Genomic DNA, 15,610 nt, shown 5'->3' with positions numbered 1-15,610 from the left:
TTAATGAGAAAAGTTAAAAAAAAAGAAAAAGTATATTTTCCTGATCCTAAATTCCATGATTCTTTGGTCTCTCGTTTTGTTAATCATTTAATGAAAAGTGGAAAGAAAAATATAGCTTATAGTATATTTTATAATGCTATGAAAAAAATAGATGTTATTAAGGAAAAAGAAGAAAAATCTGCGTTGGAAATATGGAAAGAAGGATTAAAAAATGTAATGCCTCATGTGGAAGTCAGAAGTCGTCGTATGGGAGGATCTAACATTCAAGTTCCTGTTCCTATTTCTTCTAACAGTAGAATAACAAAAGCAATGAAATTGTTAATTTCTTGTGCTTCTATTAGAAATGAGAAAACAATGGCTAACAAATTGGCGTATGAAATATGGGATGCTTTTCAAGAACAAGGTGAAGCTGTGAAAAGAAAAGAGAATATTCACAAAATGGCAGAAGCAAATAAAGCCTTTTCTCATTTCAGATTTTAGTTGTTTTTTTATGACAAAAGATTTAAAATATACAAGAAATATAGGAATTGCAGCACATATTGATGCAGGAAAAACTACTACAACAGAAAGAATTTTATTTTACACGGGAATTAATCATAAAATAGGAGAAGTTCATGATGGGGCTGCTACTATGGATTGGATGCAACAAGAACAAGAACGTGGAATAACTATAACTTCTGCGGCTACATGTTGTGAATGGACGTGTAATAGTAAAAAGTATCAAATTAATATTATAGATACTCCAGGACATGTAGATTTTACCGTAGAAGTAGAAAGATCTATGAGAGTTTTGGATGGGATGGTAGTTTTATTTAGTGCAGTAGATGGAGTTGAGCCTCAATCTGAAACTGTTTGGAGACAAGCAGATAAATATGGAATTCCTAGAATAGCTTTTGTAAATAAAATGGATCGTCAAGGTTCCGATTTTTTTAATGTTTGTTCTCAAATACAAAAAATTTTAGGAGCAAATTCAGTTCCTTTACAAATACCTATTGGCATTGGAGATAATTTTAAAGGAGTTGTTGATTTGATAGCTAATCAGGCTATAATATGGGATGAAAAAAATTATGGAATGACATATCAAAAAATTCCTATTCCAAATGATATGAGAAATATAGCCAATGATTATCAAAATAGATTGATTGAAACATTATCTGAACATGATGATGTAATAATGGAAAAATTTTTATATGGAAATTATTCTTCTATATCACAAGAGGATATTATTTTTTCTTTACGGAAAAATACAATTGAAATGAAAATAATTCCTATTTTATGTGGATCTTCTTTTAAGAATAAAGGAGTTCAAGCTATATTGGATGCTATATGTAGATATTTACCTTCTCCTCTTGAAGTTAAGGATATAGTAGGAATTAATCCTATTAATCAAAAAAAAGAAAAAAGAAAACCTAGTGAAGGCGAACCTTTTTCTGCTTTAGCTTTTAAAATTTCAAGTGATCCTTTCGTGGGACGTTTAGCTTTTTTCAGAGTTTATTCTGGAAAGATAAAATCAGGTTCTTATAGTTTTAATGCTAGATCCGGAAATAAAGAACGTATTTCTAGAATATATCAAATGCATGCAAATAAACAAAATCCGGTAGATAAAATTGGAGCTGGAGATATAGCAGCTGTGGTAGGTTTTAAAGACATTAAAACAGGTGATACTTTGTGTGATGAAAAATATCCAATTTTATTGGAGAAAATATTATTTCCTGAACCAGTAATAGGTTTAGCTATTGAACCTAAATACAAATCAGATATAGACAAAATGAGTTTTGCTTTATCAAAATTAATGGAAGAAGATCCTACTTTTCAGGTAAGGACAGATGATTATACAGGTCAAACTATTATTTCCGGAATGGGTGAACTTCATTTAGAAATAATTGTAGATAGAATGAAACGAGAATTTAAAGTTGAGGTAAATCAAGGAAAACCTCAAGTGGAATATAAAGAAGCTTTAACCAGTTTAGTAGAGCATAGAGAAATTTATAAAAAACAAACAGGAGGGAGAGGAAAATACGCTGATATATTATTTAGATTAGAACCTGGAAATATAGGTAAATCCGGTTTAGTTTTTATTAATAAAATAAAAGGAGGAAATATACCAAAAGAATATATTCCTTCTATAGAAAAAGGATTTAGAGAAATGATGAAAAGTGGTCCTTTATCTGGATATGAAATAGATAGTGCAAAGGTTACTGTTTTAGATGGTTCTTATCATTCTGTTGATTCTGATCAATTATCTTTTGAATTAGCAGGAAAATTAGGTTTTAGAAAAGCAGCTAAAAAAGCTAATCCTGTTTTATTAGAACCAATTATGAAACTGGAAGTTTTAATTCCGGAAGAAAATATGGGAGATATAATAGGAGATTTAAATCGTAGAAGAGGAATTGTGCAAAATATGAATAGCAGAAATAATATAAAAGTAATTCAAGCTCTAGTTCCATTATCAGAAATGTTTGGATATGTTACCATATTGCGAACACTTTCTTCTGGAAGGGGAACTTCTGTTATGGAATTTTCTCATTATAATACAGTACCTGAAAATGTAATAGACAATATAATTGTAGAAAATAAAAACATAAATAAAAAATAATAGTAGAAAAAAATTGATATACTATGGGTCATGATATAAAAATTAAATTAAAATCTTATGATTATAATTTATTAGATAAATCGGCCGAAAGAATTGTAAATTCAGTCCTTCCAACAGGAGTAGTATTGAATGGACCAGTTCCTTTGCCTACTGAAAAAAAAATATTTACGGTTTTACGTTCTCCTCACGTAAATAAAAAATCTAGAGAACAATTTTTTCTTCCTACTCATAAAAGACTTTTACAAATTCATAACGCTTCGTCTAAAACAGTAGATGCACTGATGAAATTAGAATTACCTAGTGGAGTGGAAGCAGAAATAAAAGTATGAAAATATGTCTGGACTAATCGGAATCAATATAGGGATGACTAGTATTTTTCTAAAAAATGGAGAAAATGTTCCATGTACTATTATTCAGGTGGGGCCTTGTTATATCACTCAAATAAAAACAATAGAAAATGATGGTTATTCTTCTATTCAATTGGGTGTAGATGACAAGAAAATCAAAAAAACTAATAAATCTTTATTCAATCATTTTAAAAAAGCAGGATTATCTCCAAAAAAAAAATTATTAGAATTTAGAGTGAACAAAATATCCAATTTCATTCTAGGAAATTCGATCAATATTAATTTTTTTAAAGAAGGAGAATTTGTTCATGTAAAAGGAATTTCTAAAGGTAAAGGATTTCAAGGTGTAATTAAAAGACACAATTTTTCAGGAGTAGGAGAAAGAACTCATGGACAACATAATCGTTTAAGAGCTCCAGGATCAATAGGAGCTGGATCTGATCCTTCACGTGTTTTTAAAGGAAAAAAAATGGCTGGAAAAATGGGTAAAAAAAATGTAACCGTTAAAAATTTAAAAATATTGAAAATAGATTCTGATCAGAATTTTTTAATATTAAAAGGTTCAGTTCCAGGTAACAAAAATTCATATTTAATGATTCAAAAAAAAGAATGGAATTAAAAATTTTAGATATTAAAGGAAATTACACGAATAAAAAAATAGAATTTAATGATAAGATTTTTTTAAAAAAATCTTATCATCACTCTACATATTTAGAGGTTAAAAGATATTTATTAGCTCAACGTCAGGGTACACATAAATCTAAGGAAAGAGGAGAAATTTCTGGAAGTACCAGAAAATTACATAGACAAAAAGGAACTGGAGGATCTAGAAAAGGAAACATAAAAAATCCTATTTTTAGAGGAGGAGGCAGAACTTTTGGGCCTAAACCAAGAAAATATTTGACAAAATTAAATAAACGTACTAAAAATATGGTTAGAAAGTTTATTCTAGAGCAGAAATTAGTGCATCATAAAATTATGATCATAGAAGATTTTCAATTAAATGCCCCAAAAACTAAATTTATTTTAAATTTATTAAAATCCTTGAAATTAATAAATAAAAAGTCATTAATGATAATTGGAAAAACAAATAAAAATTTGTATTTATCTTCTAGGAATTTGAAGAATTTTAAATTATTAAGTGCAAATGAATTAGATTGTTTTTCGCTGATAAATTTTCCATATATTATTCTTTCTGAAAATTCTATAAATAAAATATATAAATTTTTGTCCATAATATGATTTTAATAAAACCTTTTATTACGGAAAAATCTTATAAAGGAGAAAAATATAGTTGTTACACTTTTTCTGTAAATATAAATTGTAATAAAATTCAAATTGAAAAAGAAATAAAAAAACTATTTGGATTTTCTATAAAAAATATTAGAACTATGATTTATCCTAGAAAAAACAAATCCAAATATACTAAAAAAGGATTTCTTTGTGGAAAAACTAATAAAATAAAAAAAGCTATTGTTCAATTTCATGAAAATCAAAAAATTGATTTTCTAAATCGAAAATAAATTTTATGTCAATAAAAAAATTAAAACCTATAACACCTGGTCAACGTTTTAGAATTGTAAATTGTTTTGATCAACTTACTAGTTCTAATCCTGAAAAATCCTTAATAAAAGGAAAAAATAAATCTGGAGGTAGAAATAATACAGGTCGTATGACCATGCGTTATTTTGGAGGTGGACATAAAAGAAAATATAGAATAATAGATTTCAAAAGAAGAAAATTTGGGATTCCTGCCGTTATAAAGTCCATAGAATATGATCCTAATCGGTCTTCTTTTATTTCTTTACTTCATTATGAAGATGGAGAAAAAAGATACATTCCTACAATAGAAGGATTCAAAATAGGACAAAAAGTAATTTCTGGTAAAAACATTCCTTTCAATATAGGAAATTCTACTTTTTTAAGTAATATTCCTTTGGGGACTAATATATCCTGTATAGAACTTAAACCAGGACAAGGAGCTAAAATAGCTAGAAGTGCAGGATCTTTTGCACAACTGTTTGCAAAAGATGAAAAATATGCTACAATTAAACTTCCTTCTGGAGAAATCAGAATGATAATGATTACTTGTATGGCCACAATTGGAATTGTTTCTAATCCTGATCACCAATTAGAAATATATGGTAAAGCAGGAAAAAATAGGCATTTAGGACGAAGACCTAGAACACGTGGTGTTGCCATGAATCCTATAGATCATCCAATGGGAGGAGGAGAAGGAAAAGCTTCCGGAGGAATTCCTAGAAATAGAAAAGGAAAACCTTCTAAGGGATTTAGAACTCGTTCTAAAAAACAAAGTTCTGATAAATATATTTTGCAAAGAAGAAAAAAATAAAAATTTTATAGAAGAAAAAAATAAAAATTTTATATAAAATAATTATGGCAAGATCTTTAAAAAAAGGACCATATGTTTCTCTAAAATTACACAAAAAAGTATTAAAAAATATCAAATTAGATAAAAAAAGCATAATTAAAACTTGGTCTAGACCTTCTACTATTTTACCTGATTTTGTAGGACAAACTTTTGCTGTTCATAATGGAAAACAATTTATTAATGTATATATTACGGAAAATATGATTGGTCATAAACTTGGAGAGTTTGCTCCTACTCGTACTTTTAGAGGACATGCTGGATCTAAGAGCAAATTAAAAATAAAAAAATAAAATTAGGGGAACATGAAACAAGAAACTAATGTAGTTTCAGCTTCTTTGAATGGAGTAAGAAATTCTCCGAGAAAAATGAGATTGATAGCAGATTTAATTCGAAATAAGGAAATACAAACAGCTATAGACTTATTAAGTCATAGTAGAAAAAGAAAAGTTTCTTTTATTTTCAAAAAGCTACTTCTTTCTTTATTATCTAATTGGGAAAAAAAAAATAATCAATCTTATGATTCTGAAAACAAAGGATTTTTATACATAAAAGAAATTAAAGTAGATCAAGGAAAAACCTTGAAAAGGTTAAGGCCTGTTCCTCAAGGAAGAGGACATAGGATAAGAAAAAGATCGAGTAATATCGTAGTTTTATTAGATAAAAAAAAAGAAACATAGTTTTTTATGGGACAAAAAACAAATCCAATTGTGAATCGCCTAGGAATTATAACCGGATGGCAATCCAGTTGGTGTAATAATTATAGAGATAGAATACAAGAAGATTTTAAAGTAAGAAGATATATAGAAGCTAGATTTCCAAAAGGAATTGTTTCTCGCATTATTATAGAGAGAACTTTAAAATTTATAACAATTACTATAAGAACATCAAGACCAGCACTTGTTATAGGGAAAAGAGGAGATGAAGTAGATACAGTAAGAAAAGAATTGAAAAAACTTACTAAAAAAGAAGTTCAAATCAATATTTCTGAAGTCAAACGTCCTGAATTAGATGCTCCATTGGTTGCTAAAGGTTTAGTTAGACAATTAGAAAATCGTATTTCTTATAAAAAAGCTATTAAATTGTCTATTCTTTCTGCTATAAGAATGAATGCTCAAGGTATAAGAGTTCAGATTTCTGGAAGACTTAATGGATCAGAAATGGCAAGATGTGAAACTTATAAAGAAGGAAGAATCTCTCTTGGAACTTTTCGTGCTGATGTAGATTATCATATGTCGGTTGCTCATACTGTTTATGGAAGTATAGGAATTAAAGTATGGATAATGAAAGGAGAAATATATGGGAAAAGAGAATTATCTCCATTATTGGGGATTCAAAAAAAACAAAGAGGACATAAATCCTATCATTTTAACAGAAAAAAAAACAAATAAATTGTTTTTATCATATGTTACAACCAAAAAAAACAAAATATAAAAAAAAACAAAAAGGAAGAATTCGTGGAAATGCTAAAAAAGGAATATTTCTTTCTAGAGGATTATATGGAATTAAAGCTTTAGAAGGGGCTTGGATAACTTCTAGACAACTAGAAGCTGCTAGAGTTGCTGCTACAAGATACATGAAAAGAGAAGGACAATTATGGATAAATATTTTTCCTGATAAACCTGCTACGAAAAAACCACAAGAAGTACGTATGGGAAAAGGAAAAGGTCCTGTTGAATTTTGGGTATCTGTAGTTAAACCTGGTAGAATTTTATTTGAAATAAATGGTGTGGAAATGGATGTAGCTAAAGAGGCGTTAAGATTAGCTGCTCAAAAACTTCCTATAAAAATGAAATTCATTTTTTCTAATGAAGTAAAATCATGAATAGTTTAAACGTGAAAAATTTGTCAGTTCGTGATTTGATGAATCAAATTGATAAGGATCAAAGAAATTTTCAAAATTTAAAATTTAATCATCATATTAAGATGATCAAAAATCCTATAAAAATTAAATTTCTTAGAAGAAAGATTGCTAAATTAAAAACTGAATACAATAAAAGAATAAATGAAAAAAAAATGTGAATCTGATAAAAACATCCGGAATTCTAGAAAGCAAAGGGAAGGAGTAGTTGTTAGTGACAAAATGGATAAAACTATTATTGTATATGAAATGAAAAAAATGAAGCATAAATATTATGGAAAAAGTATAACAAAAAACAAAAAGTATATGGTTCATGATGAAAAAAATATATCTAAAAATGGAGATAAAGTAAAAATTATGGAAATGCGTCCTATGAGTAAAAGAAAATGTTGGAGATTAGTCTCTATTTTGGAAAAATCTGATATGTAATGTTGCAACAAGAATCTAGATGTAAAGTATCGGATAATACAGGAGCTAAAGAAGTTTTAATTATCAGAGTTTTAGGTGGATCTAAAAAAAGATACGCTTTATTAGGTGATACAATAGTAGTTACTATAAAAGTAGCAACTTCTAAGGGTAGTACAGTTAAAAAGGGTCAAGTTTGTAAAGCTGTGATAATTAGAACAAAAAATAGAACTAGAAGAAAAGATGGATCTTATATAAGTTTTGATGATAACGCTTGTGTATTAATTAATGCTTCTGGAGAGATAATGGGAACAAGAGTTTTTGGTCCAGTAGCAAGAGAACTTAGGGAAAAAGAATATATGAAAATTATTTCTTTAGCACAGGAAGTTTTGTAAAAAAATTTTTTTTATGAAAAAAATAAAAAAAGAAGATAAAGTATTAATTTTATCAGGAAATTACAAGGGAATTGAAGGAATGATCGTAAAAGTTTTTTATAAAAAAAATAAAGCTATTGTACGTGGTATAAATATGATAAAAAGACATACAAAACCTACTCCAAAAAGACCTAAAGGAGGAATTATAAAAAAAGAAGCCCCCATACATCTATCTAATTTAAAAAAAATTAAATAGAAATGAAAATGATTTATAAATCAAACTTACAAAAGTTTTATCAAGAAAAAATAGTTCCTAGTTTAATAAAAAAATTTGGATATAATTCTATTATGGAAGTTCCTAAATTAAAAAAAATAGTAGTTCATCAGGGGGTTGGTTCTTCCGTTTTAGATAAAAAAATAATAGATCATTCTATGAATGAAATAACAAATATTACAGGACAAAAAGCTATTTTTTGTTATTCTAAACATGACGAATCTGGATTTAAGCTTAGAAAAGGAATGCCTATAGGAGTTAAAGTTACTTTAAGAAGAGTAAAGATGTACGAATTTTTGGAAAGACTTATTGTAGTTTCTCTACCTAGAGTAAGAGATTTTAATGGAGTCAAAAAAAGTAGTTTTGATAATCATGGAAATTATAATATGGGGATTGTAGAGCAGTTGATTTATCCTGAAATAAATATTGATAAAATCAAAAAAAATATGGGAATGAATATAACGTTTGTTACTTCTGCAAAAAAAAATGAGGAAGCTCAAAGTCTTTTATCTTTATTTGGAATACCTTTTAAAAAAAATAAATAAATAAAAATGGCTAAAGAATCTGTTAAAGCAAGACAAAGAAAAAGAGAAAAAATGGTTTTGAAATATGCGAATAAAAGAAAAGCTTTAAAAAAAGCTGGAAATTATGAATTATTGCAAAAATTGCCTAAAAATGCTTCTCCTGTTCGTTTAAGAAATAGATGTTCTATTACTGGAAGGTGTAGAGGATATATGCGTCAGTTTGGAGTATCTCGTATTGTTTTTAGAAATTTAGTTTCTCAAGGACTTATTCCTGGGGTAAAAAAAGCAAGTTGGTAATAAAATAATGTATATATATGGATGTAATCGCTGATTTTATAACTAGAATTAGAAATGCTAGTTTAGCAAAACATAAAATTATTGAGGTATCATCTTCTAAAATAAAAAAAGAAATCGTTCGTGTTTTATTAGAAAATGGATATATTTTAGGTTATAAAACAGAAGACAATAAAAAAATAATAAAAATAGCTTTAAAATATTATAAAGAAAAAACTTCTGTTATTCAAAAAATTATTAGAATCAGTAAACCAGGATTAAGAAAATATTGTAAATATAAAAATATCCCTAGAGTGTTAAATGGGTTAGGGATTGCTATAATTTCTACCTCCAGTGGAATTATCACAGATAAACAAGCGAAAAAGAAAAAAATAGGAGGAGAAATATTATGTTATGTGTATTGATTAAATAATTAAAAAATGTCTAGAATTGGAAAAAAACCTATTTTCATTCCTAATGATGTAAATATAGAAATTACTGATGAAAAAATATTAGTTAAAGGATATTTAGGGAGCTTAAGTCAAAAAATTTCAAAAGAAATCCAATTAAAATTAAATAATAATCAATTATTGATTTTGAGAAATCAAGAAAATAAAAAATCTAAATCTTTACATGGTTTATATAATATATTAATCAGAAATATGATTATAGGAGTTACAAAAGGATTTCAAAAAAAATTGGAGTTAGTAGGAGTTGGATACAGGGCTTCTTATAATGGAGAAATTTTAGATTTAAATTTGGGATTTTCTCATAATATTATGATACAACTTCCTAAAGAAATTAATATAGAGATTCAATCTGAAAAAAGTAAAAATACCATCATTATTCTAAAATCATATGATAAACAATTATTAGGTATAATAGCCGCAAAAATTAGATCTTTTAGAGTACCAGAACCTTATAAAGGAAAAGGGATCAGATATTTTGGAGAAGAAGTTCGAAGAAAAACAGGTAAATCTGCTTAGAATGATTTTAAAATGAAAAATAAAAAATCGAAAAAAATTTTTGGATATCCATTCAGACCTAGAATTTCTGTTTTTAGAAGTAATAAAGAAATATATGCACAAATAATAGATGATTTATCTGGAAAGACTTTAGTTTCTTCTTCTTCAGTAGAAAAGGATTTTATAAAAAATAAAAAAAATAAAACGGAATTAGCTAATGAGGTAGGTAAATTATTAGGAAACAGAGCAAAAAAATTGAAAATAAAGAAACTAGTATTTGATAAAGGAAAATATTTGTATCATGGTCGGGTAAAATCTCTAGCTGATGGAATTAGAGAGACAGGGTTAGAATTTTAAAAAAAAAATATGTCTGAAAAGAAAATAAAATATACAGGATTAGAATTGAAAGAAAAACTAGTTGGAGTTACAAGAGTGTGTAAGGTTACTAAAGGAAGAAGATATTTTAGTTTTAGCGCTATTGTTATTAAAGGAAATGAAAACGGAATAGTCGGTTATGGTTTCGGAAAATCTAAAGAAGCTCCTGATGCCATTCATAAAGCTGGAGAACAGGCAAAAAGAAGTCTTTATAAAGTATGTATTTCTAATGGGACTATTCCTCATGAGCAAGAAGCTAAATATGGGGGAGCACGTGTTCTTATTAAACCAGCTTCTGATGGAACAGGAATCATTGCTGGTGGACCTTTAAGAGCTGTTTTGGAAGCTGTAGGATTGAGAAATGTTTTATCTAAATCTAAGGGATCATCTAATCATCACAATGTTATAAAGGCTACTATTAAAGCATTAAGTAATATAAGAGATGTTCATGTTATAGCAAAACAGAGAGGAATTACTACAAAAAAAGTGTATAATGGATAAAACTTGCTTAAATATTAATTCTTTACATCCAAATAATGGATCTAAAAAAGGTAGATTAAGATTAGGAAGAGGACAAGGTTCTGGTAAGGGAAGAACTTGTGGAAGAGGACATAAAGGCGCAAAATCTAGATCTGGTTTTTCTAAAAAAAAAGGATTTGAAGGAGGACAAATGCCTCTTCAAAGAAGAATTCCTAAATTTGGATTTAAAGGTAAAACTTGCAGAAAAAAAATTGTTGGAATTAATTTAGACACGATTCAAAACTGCATTGATCAAAAAAAAGAAAATAATAATAATATTGTAAATAAAGAATTTTTATTGAAAAAAAATTTAGTTAAGAAAAACAGTATCGTAAAAATTTTAGGGAGAGGAGAACTTCATACTCCATTAGAAATATATGCACACAAATTTAGCAAAAAAGCTTTACATTCTATAAAAAAAATAGGAGGAAAAGTTATGTTTATATGAATAATTTTATAACAACTTTTTATAATATTTGGAATGTAAAAGAATTACGAAGAAAAATCATAATAACTTTAAGTTTATTATTAGTATATCGTTTTGGTGCTTATGTTCCTCTTCCAGGAATTAATCCTTTGGGGATTAGTGATTTTATAGAAAAATTTAATTCAGGTTCTAAAGGATTAATGCAGATTTTATCCTCTTTTACAGGAGGAGCTTTTAATCGCGCTTCAATTTTAGCTTTAGGTATTATGCCTTACATATCTGCGTCTATTATAATACAATTAATGTGTATAATTATTCCTTACTTACAAAGAATACAAAGAGATGGAGAAAGTGGGAGAAAACAAATTAGTTTTATTACTAGATGGTTAACGGTAGGAATATGCTTAATACAAGCTCCTGTATATCTTATTTCTTTAACTCAACAATTTATTCCTTTTTATTCATCTAAGGACGCTTATTTAATTGACTTAAATACTTTTTATGGAAAAAGTATGTTTTGGATTGTAGGAATAATGATTTTAACTTCTGGAACTTTATTTACTATGTGGTTAGGAGATAAAATAACAGATAAAGGAATAGGAAATGGAATTTCCTTAATTATTATGTCTGGAATAATAGCGCGCTTTCCAAATGCCATAAGTAAAGAAATTTTTAGTAAATTAGAAACTGGAAATGGAGGATTAATAGTCTTATTTCTTGAATTTTTGTTATGGTTATTAGTTATTTTATTTTCTATTATAATCATTCAAGCGATTAGAAAAATTCCAGTACAATATGTTTCTCATTATAAATCTTTAGAATTAGATTCTCAATTAATTCATAAGAAACATCAATATATTCCACTAAAAATGACATCAGCTGGTGTTATGCCGATTATATTTTCTCAAGCTATTATGCTGTTTCCATTAACTTTTTCTGATTATGTAAAAAATATCGAAATTAAAAACTTTTTTCATCTTTTTCAAGACATTTATGGTTTATGGTATAATTTAACTATTTTTATACTAGTTATAGTTTTTACTTTCTTTTATACAGCTATTGCTATTCCAGTAAATCAAATGGCTGACGACTTGAAAAGAAATGGAGGACATATTCCCAGAATTAAACCTGGAAAAGAAACTGCAGAATACATAGATCATATTTTGTCAACAATAACATTACCTGGAGCCGTTTTATTGGCAATCATAGCAATACTTCCATCTATAGTTTTCCGTATGGGATTTACTCAGAGTTTTGCATTATTTTATGGAGGAACTTCATTACTAATCGTAGTAGGAGTAATTTTAGATATTTCACAACAAGTTAACATATATCTGTTGAACTATCATTATGATGAATTAATGATGGTGAACTATCGTAGTAATAGATATACTAGATAATAATTTTTTTGTGTATATTATAATACATGATTGTTTATTATTTTATTGCATATGGCTAAACAAAAGCATATTGAAGTTGATGGTACTATTATTGAGTCATCTCCAAATGCAATGTTTCGTGTAGAATTGGAAAATGGATGTATTGTTAAAGCTCATATCTCAGGTAAGATGAGGATGCATTATATAAAAATATTGCCAGGAGATAAAGTTAGATTAGAAATGTCTTCTTATGATTTAGAGAGAGGAAGAATAACTTATAGATATTAATAGATTATTATATTTAATTTAAAATAAAATTATATTATGAAAGTAAGAGCATCTTTGAAAAAAAGAACTGATAATTGTAAAATTGTTAGTAGAAAAAAACGTCTTCGTATTATTAATAAAAAAAATCCTAGATTTAAACAAAAACAAGGTTAAGTAAATTTTTTTTATGTCTGTAAGAATTTCAGGAGTGGATCTTCCTAGATTTAAAAGAGGTGTTATTGGTCTTACTTATTTGTATGGAATAGGAAAAAGTTTGTCAAAAAAAATACTTAACTCTATTGGAATAGATGAAAATAAAAAAGTGGAAAATTGGTCTGATGATGATATCAGTAAAATCAGAAAGTATATATCCGAATATGTAAAGATTGAAGGAGAACTAAGGTCTGAAAAACAATTTAATATTAAACGATTGATGGATATAGGTTGTTATGTAGGAACTAGGCATAGGAAAGGACTTCCATTAAGAGGGCAAAAAACAAAAAATAATTGTAGAACTAGAAAAGGAAGAAAAAAAACTGTAGCAAATAAGAAAAAAGTTACCAAATAAAATATGGGAAAATCATCATTGGGGAAAAAAAGATCAGTAGTAGTTGATTCTGTCGGGGAGGCTCATATTCAAGCTACTTTTAATAATATTATTATAACTTTAACAAATAAAAAAGGAGATGTAATTGCCTGGTCTTCTGCTGGAAAAATGAATTTTAAGGGATCTAAAAAAAATACTCCATATGCTGCTCAAATGGTAGCAGAAAATGTAGCAAAAGAAGGTTTAAATGCTGGACTAAAAAAAGTGGAAGTAAAGGTTAAAGGACCTGGAGCTGGAAGAGATGCGGCTATACGAGCGTTAAGTAACACTGGAATTATGGTTACAATGATTAAGGATATAACTCCCCTTCCCCACAATGGTTGTCGACCTCCTAAAAGGAGAAGAGTTTAATTTTCTTCAAATCAAATTTTTCAAATCAAGATCAAAAAATTATGGCAAAATATACAGGACCTAAAACTAAAATTTCTAGAAGATTTGGAGAATGTATTTATGGTGAAGATAAATATTTTGAAAGAAAAAAATCCCCATCTAGTCAACATGGAAATAATCGTCGTAGAGGAAAACGTTCAGAATATTTTATTCAATTAATAGAAAAACAAAAAGCGAGATATACTTATGGAATATTGGAACGACAATTTGAAAGTTTATTTTTTGAAGCGGCAAAAAAAAAAGGAATAACCGGAGAATTATTATTACAAGCATGTGAAAGTCGTTTAGATAATATAGTTTTTAGATTAAAATTTGCACCATCTCGATCTTCCGCTCGTCAAATTGTTTCTCATAGACATATTGTTGTTAATGATAAAGTAGTTAATATTCCTTCTTTTAGGTTAAAACCTGGAGATAAAATAGGAATAAAAGAAAAATCCAAAAAACATCCTGTAATATTAAATTCTATACATAATAAAAAAACAGGTCCATTAGTAGAATGGTTAATTTTGGATGAAAAGAACATGTTTGGTATATTTAGAATAATGCCAAAAAGAATACAAATCCCCGAAAATATTAAAGAACAATTAATTGTTGAATTATATTCGAAATAAAATAGTAGATAAATTAATTATATGGCTATTCTAGACTTTGTAAAACCTGATAGAATTGCAATATCTGAGTTTTCAGATAATAAAGGTATTTTTCATTTAAAACCTTTAGAACCTGGATATGGAATTACATTAGGAAATGCATTAAGAAGAGTTTTATTGGGTTCTCTTAGAGGATTTGCAGTTACTTCTATTAGAATTAAAGGAGTTGAATATGAATTTTCTACTATAAAAGGCGTCATTGAAGATGTAACTGAAATTGTTTTAAATTTCAAAAAAATTCGTTTTAAACAAAACATATCAGGAACTTGTAAAGAAAAAGTAAACGCTTATGTCAATCATGGAAAACAAGTAACAGGAAAAATTTTAAATAAGTTCATTTCTGGATTTCAGATTTTAAATGATGATTTAGTTATTTGTAATAAAGATGAATCAGTTCCTTTAGAAATAAGTTTTACGATTGAAGAGGGAAGGGGTTATATTCCAGCAGAAGAGAATAAAAAAAATAATGAAGATTCAATTGAAACAATTCCTATAGATTCTATTTTTACTCCTATCAAAAATGTAAGATACACGATAGAAAATTGTCGTGTAGGACAGAAAACTGATTTTGAAAATCTTTCATTAGAAATCAAAACAGATGGATCAATCTGTCCAAAATTAGCTTTAATAGAGGCTTCAAAAATATTAATTCAATATTTTTCTATTTTTTCTTATGAAAAAATAGGCGAAAAAAAACAAGAAGAAATTAATGAAAATAAAAAATATAATGAAGAATTTATTCGAATGCGAACATTGTTAAAATCTAAATTAAGTGACATGGATTTATCTGTTCGTACAAAAAATTGCTTAAAATTGGCCTCTATAATTACTATAGAAGATTTAGTGAGTTGTACTAGAAATACTATGTTAAAAATGAGAAATTTTGGAAAAAAATCCCTAGATGAATTAGAAAATAAAATGAAGGAAAAAGGATTATATTTCGGAATGAATATAGAAGAATATAAATTGAAGGAATCATAAAAGA

General features: G+C 27.3%; 29 protein-coding genes. All 29 read left to right on the top strand.

Annotation, left to right across the window (positions count from 1 at the left end; all coding sequences use genetic code 11):
* Positions 1-3: 3 nt before the first annotated feature.
* Genes rpsG through H0H74_RS01865 form a run of 29 tightly spaced genes read left to right on the top strand, consistent with a single transcriptional unit; the run spans position 4 to position 15,606 of the window.
* Positions 4-480, top strand: coding sequence for a 30S ribosomal protein S7 (gene rpsG, locus H0H74_RS02005; protein ID WP_185849042.1), 477 nt, complete (start codon positions 4-6; stop codon positions 478-480).
* A gap of 10 nt (positions 481-490) precedes the next feature.
* Positions 491-2,596: an elongation factor G gene (gene fusA / locus H0H74_RS02000; RefSeq protein WP_185849041.1), complete on the top strand. Its 2,106-nt coding sequence runs from the start codon at positions 491-493 to the stop codon at positions 2,594-2,596.
* 23 nt (positions 2,597-2,619) lie between these two features.
* Positions 2,620-2,925, top strand: coding sequence for a 30S ribosomal protein S10 (rpsJ, locus tag H0H74_RS01995; protein WP_012840772.1), 306 nt, complete (start codon positions 2,620-2,622; stop codon positions 2,923-2,925).
* Between the two features lie 4 nt (positions 2,926-2,929).
* The gene (rplC, locus tag H0H74_RS01990; protein WP_185849040.1) at positions 2,930-3,562 is read left to right on the top strand and encodes a 50S ribosomal protein L3; all 633 of its coding nucleotides are present in this window, start codon (positions 2,930-2,932) and stop codon (positions 3,560-3,562) included.
* Entirely contained in the window at positions 3,553-4,185 is a 633-nt protein-coding gene (rplD, locus tag H0H74_RS01985) for a 50S ribosomal protein L4 (protein WP_185849039.1), read from the top strand. Before rplC ends, rplD begins: the two co-directional genes overlap by 10 nt.
* Positions 4,182-4,466, top strand: coding sequence for a 50S ribosomal protein L23 (locus tag H0H74_RS01980; protein ID WP_185849038.1), 285 nt, complete (start codon positions 4,182-4,184; stop codon positions 4,464-4,466). The genes rplD and H0H74_RS01980 overlap by 4 nt, the downstream gene beginning before the upstream one ends.
* Positions 4,467-4,471: 5 nt before the next feature.
* A complete protein-coding gene (gene rplB / locus H0H74_RS01975; RefSeq protein ID WP_185849037.1) occupies positions 4,472-5,296 on the top strand; it encodes a 50S ribosomal protein L2 in 825 nt (274 codons plus the stop codon).
* A 44-nt stretch (positions 5,297-5,340) separates the two neighbouring features.
* Entirely contained in the window at positions 5,341-5,625 is a 285-nt protein-coding gene (gene rpsS / locus H0H74_RS01970) for a 30S ribosomal protein S19 (RefSeq protein WP_185849036.1), read from the top strand.
* Positions 5,626-5,637: 12 nt separating this feature from the next.
* Entirely contained in the window at positions 5,638-6,012 is a 375-nt protein-coding gene (gene rplV, locus H0H74_RS01965) for a 50S ribosomal protein L22 (RefSeq protein WP_185849035.1), read from the top strand.
* A gap of 6 nt (positions 6,013-6,018) precedes the next feature.
* Positions 6,019-6,723, top strand: coding sequence for a 30S ribosomal protein S3 (rpsC, locus tag H0H74_RS01960; RefSeq protein WP_185849034.1), 705 nt, complete (start codon positions 6,019-6,021; stop codon positions 6,721-6,723).
* 14 nt (positions 6,724-6,737) lie between these two features.
* The gene (rplP, locus tag H0H74_RS01955) at positions 6,738-7,157 is read left to right on the top strand and encodes a 50S ribosomal protein L16 (RefSeq protein ID WP_185849033.1); all 420 of its coding nucleotides are present in this window, start codon (positions 6,738-6,740) and stop codon (positions 7,155-7,157) included.
* Positions 7,154-7,354, top strand: coding sequence for a 50S ribosomal protein L29 (gene rpmC, locus H0H74_RS01950; RefSeq protein WP_185849032.1), 201 nt, complete (start codon positions 7,154-7,156; stop codon positions 7,352-7,354). The genes rplP and rpmC overlap by 4 nt, the downstream gene beginning before the upstream one ends.
* Positions 7,338-7,622, top strand: a complete 285-nt coding sequence (rpsQ, locus tag H0H74_RS01945) for a 30S ribosomal protein S17 (RefSeq protein WP_185849031.1) — start codon at positions 7,338-7,340, stop codon at positions 7,620-7,622. Before rpmC ends, rpsQ begins: the two co-directional genes overlap by 17 nt.
* Positions 7,622-7,993: a 50S ribosomal protein L14 gene (gene rplN / locus H0H74_RS01940; protein ID WP_185849030.1), complete on the top strand. Its 372-nt coding sequence runs from the start codon at positions 7,622-7,624 to the stop codon at positions 7,991-7,993. The genes rpsQ and rplN overlap by 1 nt, the downstream gene beginning before the upstream one ends.
* Before the next feature lie 13 nt (positions 7,994-8,006).
* Positions 8,007-8,228, top strand: coding sequence for a 50S ribosomal protein L24 (gene rplX / locus H0H74_RS01935; protein WP_185849029.1), 222 nt, complete (start codon positions 8,007-8,009; stop codon positions 8,226-8,228).
* A gap of 8 nt (positions 8,229-8,236) precedes the next feature.
* Positions 8,237-8,791: a 50S ribosomal protein L5 gene (gene rplE, locus H0H74_RS01930; protein ID WP_185849507.1), complete on the top strand. Its 555-nt coding sequence runs from the start codon at positions 8,237-8,239 to the stop codon at positions 8,789-8,791.
* A gap of 6 nt (positions 8,792-8,797) precedes the next feature.
* On the top strand, positions 8,798-9,067 hold the full coding sequence (rpsN, locus tag H0H74_RS01925; protein ID WP_185849028.1) for a 30S ribosomal protein S14: 270 nt from the start codon (positions 8,798-8,800) through the stop codon (positions 9,065-9,067).
* Positions 9,068-9,078: 11 nt separating this feature from the next.
* Entirely contained in the window at positions 9,079-9,468 is a 390-nt protein-coding gene (gene rpsH / locus H0H74_RS01920) for a 30S ribosomal protein S8 (protein ID WP_317167889.1), read from the top strand.
* A gap of 15 nt (positions 9,469-9,483) precedes the next feature.
* Positions 9,484-10,029, top strand: a complete 546-nt coding sequence (rplF, locus tag H0H74_RS01915) for a 50S ribosomal protein L6 (RefSeq protein WP_185849026.1) — start codon at positions 9,484-9,486, stop codon at positions 10,027-10,029.
* Between the two features lie 12 nt (positions 10,030-10,041).
* Positions 10,042-10,365 carry a 50S ribosomal protein L18 gene (rplR, locus tag H0H74_RS01910; protein ID WP_185849025.1) on the top strand — a complete coding sequence of 108 codons (324 nt, stop codon included), beginning with the start codon at positions 10,042-10,044 and terminating at the stop codon, positions 10,363-10,365.
* A 9-nt stretch (positions 10,366-10,374) separates the two neighbouring features.
* Positions 10,375-10,884 (top strand): 30S ribosomal protein S5, encoded by a 510-nt coding sequence (gene rpsE / locus H0H74_RS01905; RefSeq protein ID WP_185849024.1) that lies wholly within the window; start codon positions 10,375-10,377, stop codon positions 10,882-10,884.
* Positions 10,877-11,350, top strand: a complete 474-nt coding sequence (gene rplO / locus H0H74_RS01900; RefSeq protein ID WP_185849023.1) for a 50S ribosomal protein L15 — start codon at positions 10,877-10,879, stop codon at positions 11,348-11,350. Before rpsE ends, rplO begins: the two co-directional genes overlap by 8 nt.
* Complete coding sequence (secY, locus tag H0H74_RS01895; RefSeq protein ID WP_185849022.1) at positions 11,347-12,729, top strand: preprotein translocase subunit SecY; 1,383 nt, start codon at positions 11,347-11,349, stop codon at positions 12,727-12,729. Before rplO ends, secY begins: the two co-directional genes overlap by 4 nt.
* Before the next feature lie 51 nt (positions 12,730-12,780).
* Complete coding sequence (gene infA, locus H0H74_RS01890; protein WP_014726678.1) at positions 12,781-12,996, top strand: translation initiation factor IF-1; 216 nt, start codon at positions 12,781-12,783, stop codon at positions 12,994-12,996.
* 36 nt (positions 12,997-13,032) lie between these two features.
* Positions 13,033-13,149: a 50S ribosomal protein L36 gene (rpmJ, locus tag H0H74_RS01885; protein WP_014726677.1), complete on the top strand. Its 117-nt coding sequence runs from the start codon at positions 13,033-13,035 to the stop codon at positions 13,147-13,149.
* A 13-nt stretch (positions 13,150-13,162) separates the two neighbouring features.
* Positions 13,163-13,543 (top strand): 30S ribosomal protein S13, encoded by a 381-nt coding sequence (rpsM, locus tag H0H74_RS01880; protein WP_185849021.1) that lies wholly within the window; start codon positions 13,163-13,165, stop codon positions 13,541-13,543.
* A 3-nt stretch (positions 13,544-13,546) separates the two neighbouring features.
* Positions 13,547-13,933 carry a 30S ribosomal protein S11 gene (gene rpsK, locus H0H74_RS01875; protein WP_185849020.1) on the top strand — a complete coding sequence of 129 codons (387 nt, stop codon included), beginning with the start codon at positions 13,547-13,549 and terminating at the stop codon, positions 13,931-13,933.
* Between the two features lie 41 nt (positions 13,934-13,974).
* Complete coding sequence (gene rpsD, locus H0H74_RS01870) at positions 13,975-14,586, top strand: 30S ribosomal protein S4 (protein WP_185849019.1); 612 nt, start codon at positions 13,975-13,977, stop codon at positions 14,584-14,586.
* Between the two features lie 21 nt (positions 14,587-14,607).
* Positions 14,608-15,606, top strand: coding sequence for a DNA-directed RNA polymerase subunit alpha (locus H0H74_RS01865; RefSeq protein ID WP_185849018.1), 999 nt, complete (start codon positions 14,608-14,610; stop codon positions 15,604-15,606).
* Positions 15,607-15,610 lie beyond the last annotated feature (4 nt).

This window comes from Blattabacterium cuenoti (genome assembly GCF_014251315.1).
In the GTDB taxonomy this organism is placed as follows: domain Bacteria; phylum Bacteroidota; class Bacteroidia; order Flavobacteriales; family Blattabacteriaceae; genus Blattabacterium; species Blattabacterium cuenoti_AJ.
This window is presented reverse-complemented; position numbering and strand designations above follow the sequence as displayed.

Bases quoted from the DNA above. Each gene is read 5' to 3' on its own strand.
- rpsG (WP_185849042.1), top strand. From the start codon at position 4: ATGAGAAAAGTTAAAAAAAAAGAAAAAGTATATTTTCCTGATCCTAAA.
- rplD (WP_185849039.1), top strand. From the start codon at position 3,553: ATGGAATTAAAAATTTTAGATATTAAAGGAAATTACACGAATAAAAAA.
- rpsS (WP_185849036.1), top strand. From the start codon at position 5,341: ATGGCAAGATCTTTAAAAAAAGGACCATATGTTTCTCTAAAATTACAC.
- rplE (WP_185849507.1), top strand. From the start codon at position 8,237: ATGATTTATAAATCAAACTTACAAAAGTTTTATCAAGAAAAAATAGTT.
- rpsD (WP_185849019.1), top strand. From the start codon at position 13,975: ATGGCAAAATATACAGGACCTAAAACTAAAATTTCTAGAAGATTTGGA.
- rpsE (WP_185849024.1), top strand. From the start codon at position 10,375: ATGTCTGAAAAGAAAATAAAATATACAGGATTAGAATTGAAAGAAAAA.
- rplX (WP_185849029.1), top strand. From the start codon at position 8,007: ATGAAAAAAATAAAAAAAGAAGATAAAGTATTAATTTTATCAGGAAAT.
- rplP (WP_185849033.1), top strand. From the start codon at position 6,738: ATGTTACAACCAAAAAAAACAAAATATAAAAAAAAACAAAAAGGAAGA.
- rpsM (WP_185849021.1), top strand. From the start codon at position 13,163: ATGTCTGTAAGAATTTCAGGAGTGGATCTTCCTAGATTTAAAAGAGGT.
- rplR (WP_185849025.1), top strand. From the start codon at position 10,042: ATGAAAAATAAAAAATCGAAAAAAATTTTTGGATATCCATTCAGACCT.
- rpsQ (WP_185849031.1), top strand. From the start codon at position 7,338: ATGAAAAAAAAATGTGAATCTGATAAAAACATCCGGAATTCTAGAAAG.
- fusA (WP_185849041.1), top strand. From the start codon at position 491: ATGACAAAAGATTTAAAATATACAAGAAATATAGGAATTGCAGCACAT.
- rpsN (WP_185849028.1), top strand. From the start codon at position 8,798: ATGGCTAAAGAATCTGTTAAAGCAAGACAAAGAAAAAGAGAAAAAATG.
- rpsK (WP_185849020.1), top strand. From the start codon at position 13,547: ATGGGAAAATCATCATTGGGGAAAAAAAGATCAGTAGTAGTTGATTCT.
- rplC (WP_185849040.1), top strand. From the start codon at position 2,930: ATGTCTGGACTAATCGGAATCAATATAGGGATGACTAGTATTTTTCTA.
- rpsC (WP_185849034.1), top strand. From the start codon at position 6,019: ATGGGACAAAAAACAAATCCAATTGTGAATCGCCTAGGAATTATAACC.
- rplB (WP_185849037.1), top strand. From the start codon at position 4,472: ATGTCAATAAAAAAATTAAAACCTATAACACCTGGTCAACGTTTTAGA.
- rplO (WP_185849023.1), top strand. From the start codon at position 10,877: ATGGATAAAACTTGCTTAAATATTAATTCTTTACATCCAAATAATGGA.
- rplV (WP_185849035.1), top strand. From the start codon at position 5,638: ATGAAACAAGAAACTAATGTAGTTTCAGCTTCTTTGAATGGAGTAAGA.
- rpsJ (WP_012840772.1), top strand. From the start codon at position 2,620: ATGGGTCATGATATAAAAATTAAATTAAAATCTTATGATTATAATTTA.
- rplF (WP_185849026.1), top strand. From the start codon at position 9,484: ATGTCTAGAATTGGAAAAAAACCTATTTTCATTCCTAATGATGTAAAT.
- rpmC (WP_185849032.1), top strand. From the start codon at position 7,154: ATGAATAGTTTAAACGTGAAAAATTTGTCAGTTCGTGATTTGATGAAT.
- H0H74_RS01865 (WP_185849018.1), top strand. From the start codon at position 14,608: ATGGCTATTCTAGACTTTGTAAAACCTGATAGAATTGCAATATCTGAG.
- rpmJ (WP_014726677.1), top strand. From the start codon at position 13,033: ATGAAAGTAAGAGCATCTTTGAAAAAAAGAACTGATAATTGTAAAATT.
- secY (WP_185849022.1), top strand. From the start codon at position 11,347: ATGAATAATTTTATAACAACTTTTTATAATATTTGGAATGTAAAAGAA.
- infA (WP_014726678.1), top strand. From the start codon at position 12,781: ATGGCTAAACAAAAGCATATTGAAGTTGATGGTACTATTATTGAGTCA.
- rplN (WP_185849030.1), top strand. From the start codon at position 7,622: ATGTTGCAACAAGAATCTAGATGTAAAGTATCGGATAATACAGGAGCT.
- H0H74_RS01980 (WP_185849038.1), top strand. From the start codon at position 4,182: ATGATTTTAATAAAACCTTTTATTACGGAAAAATCTTATAAAGGAGAA.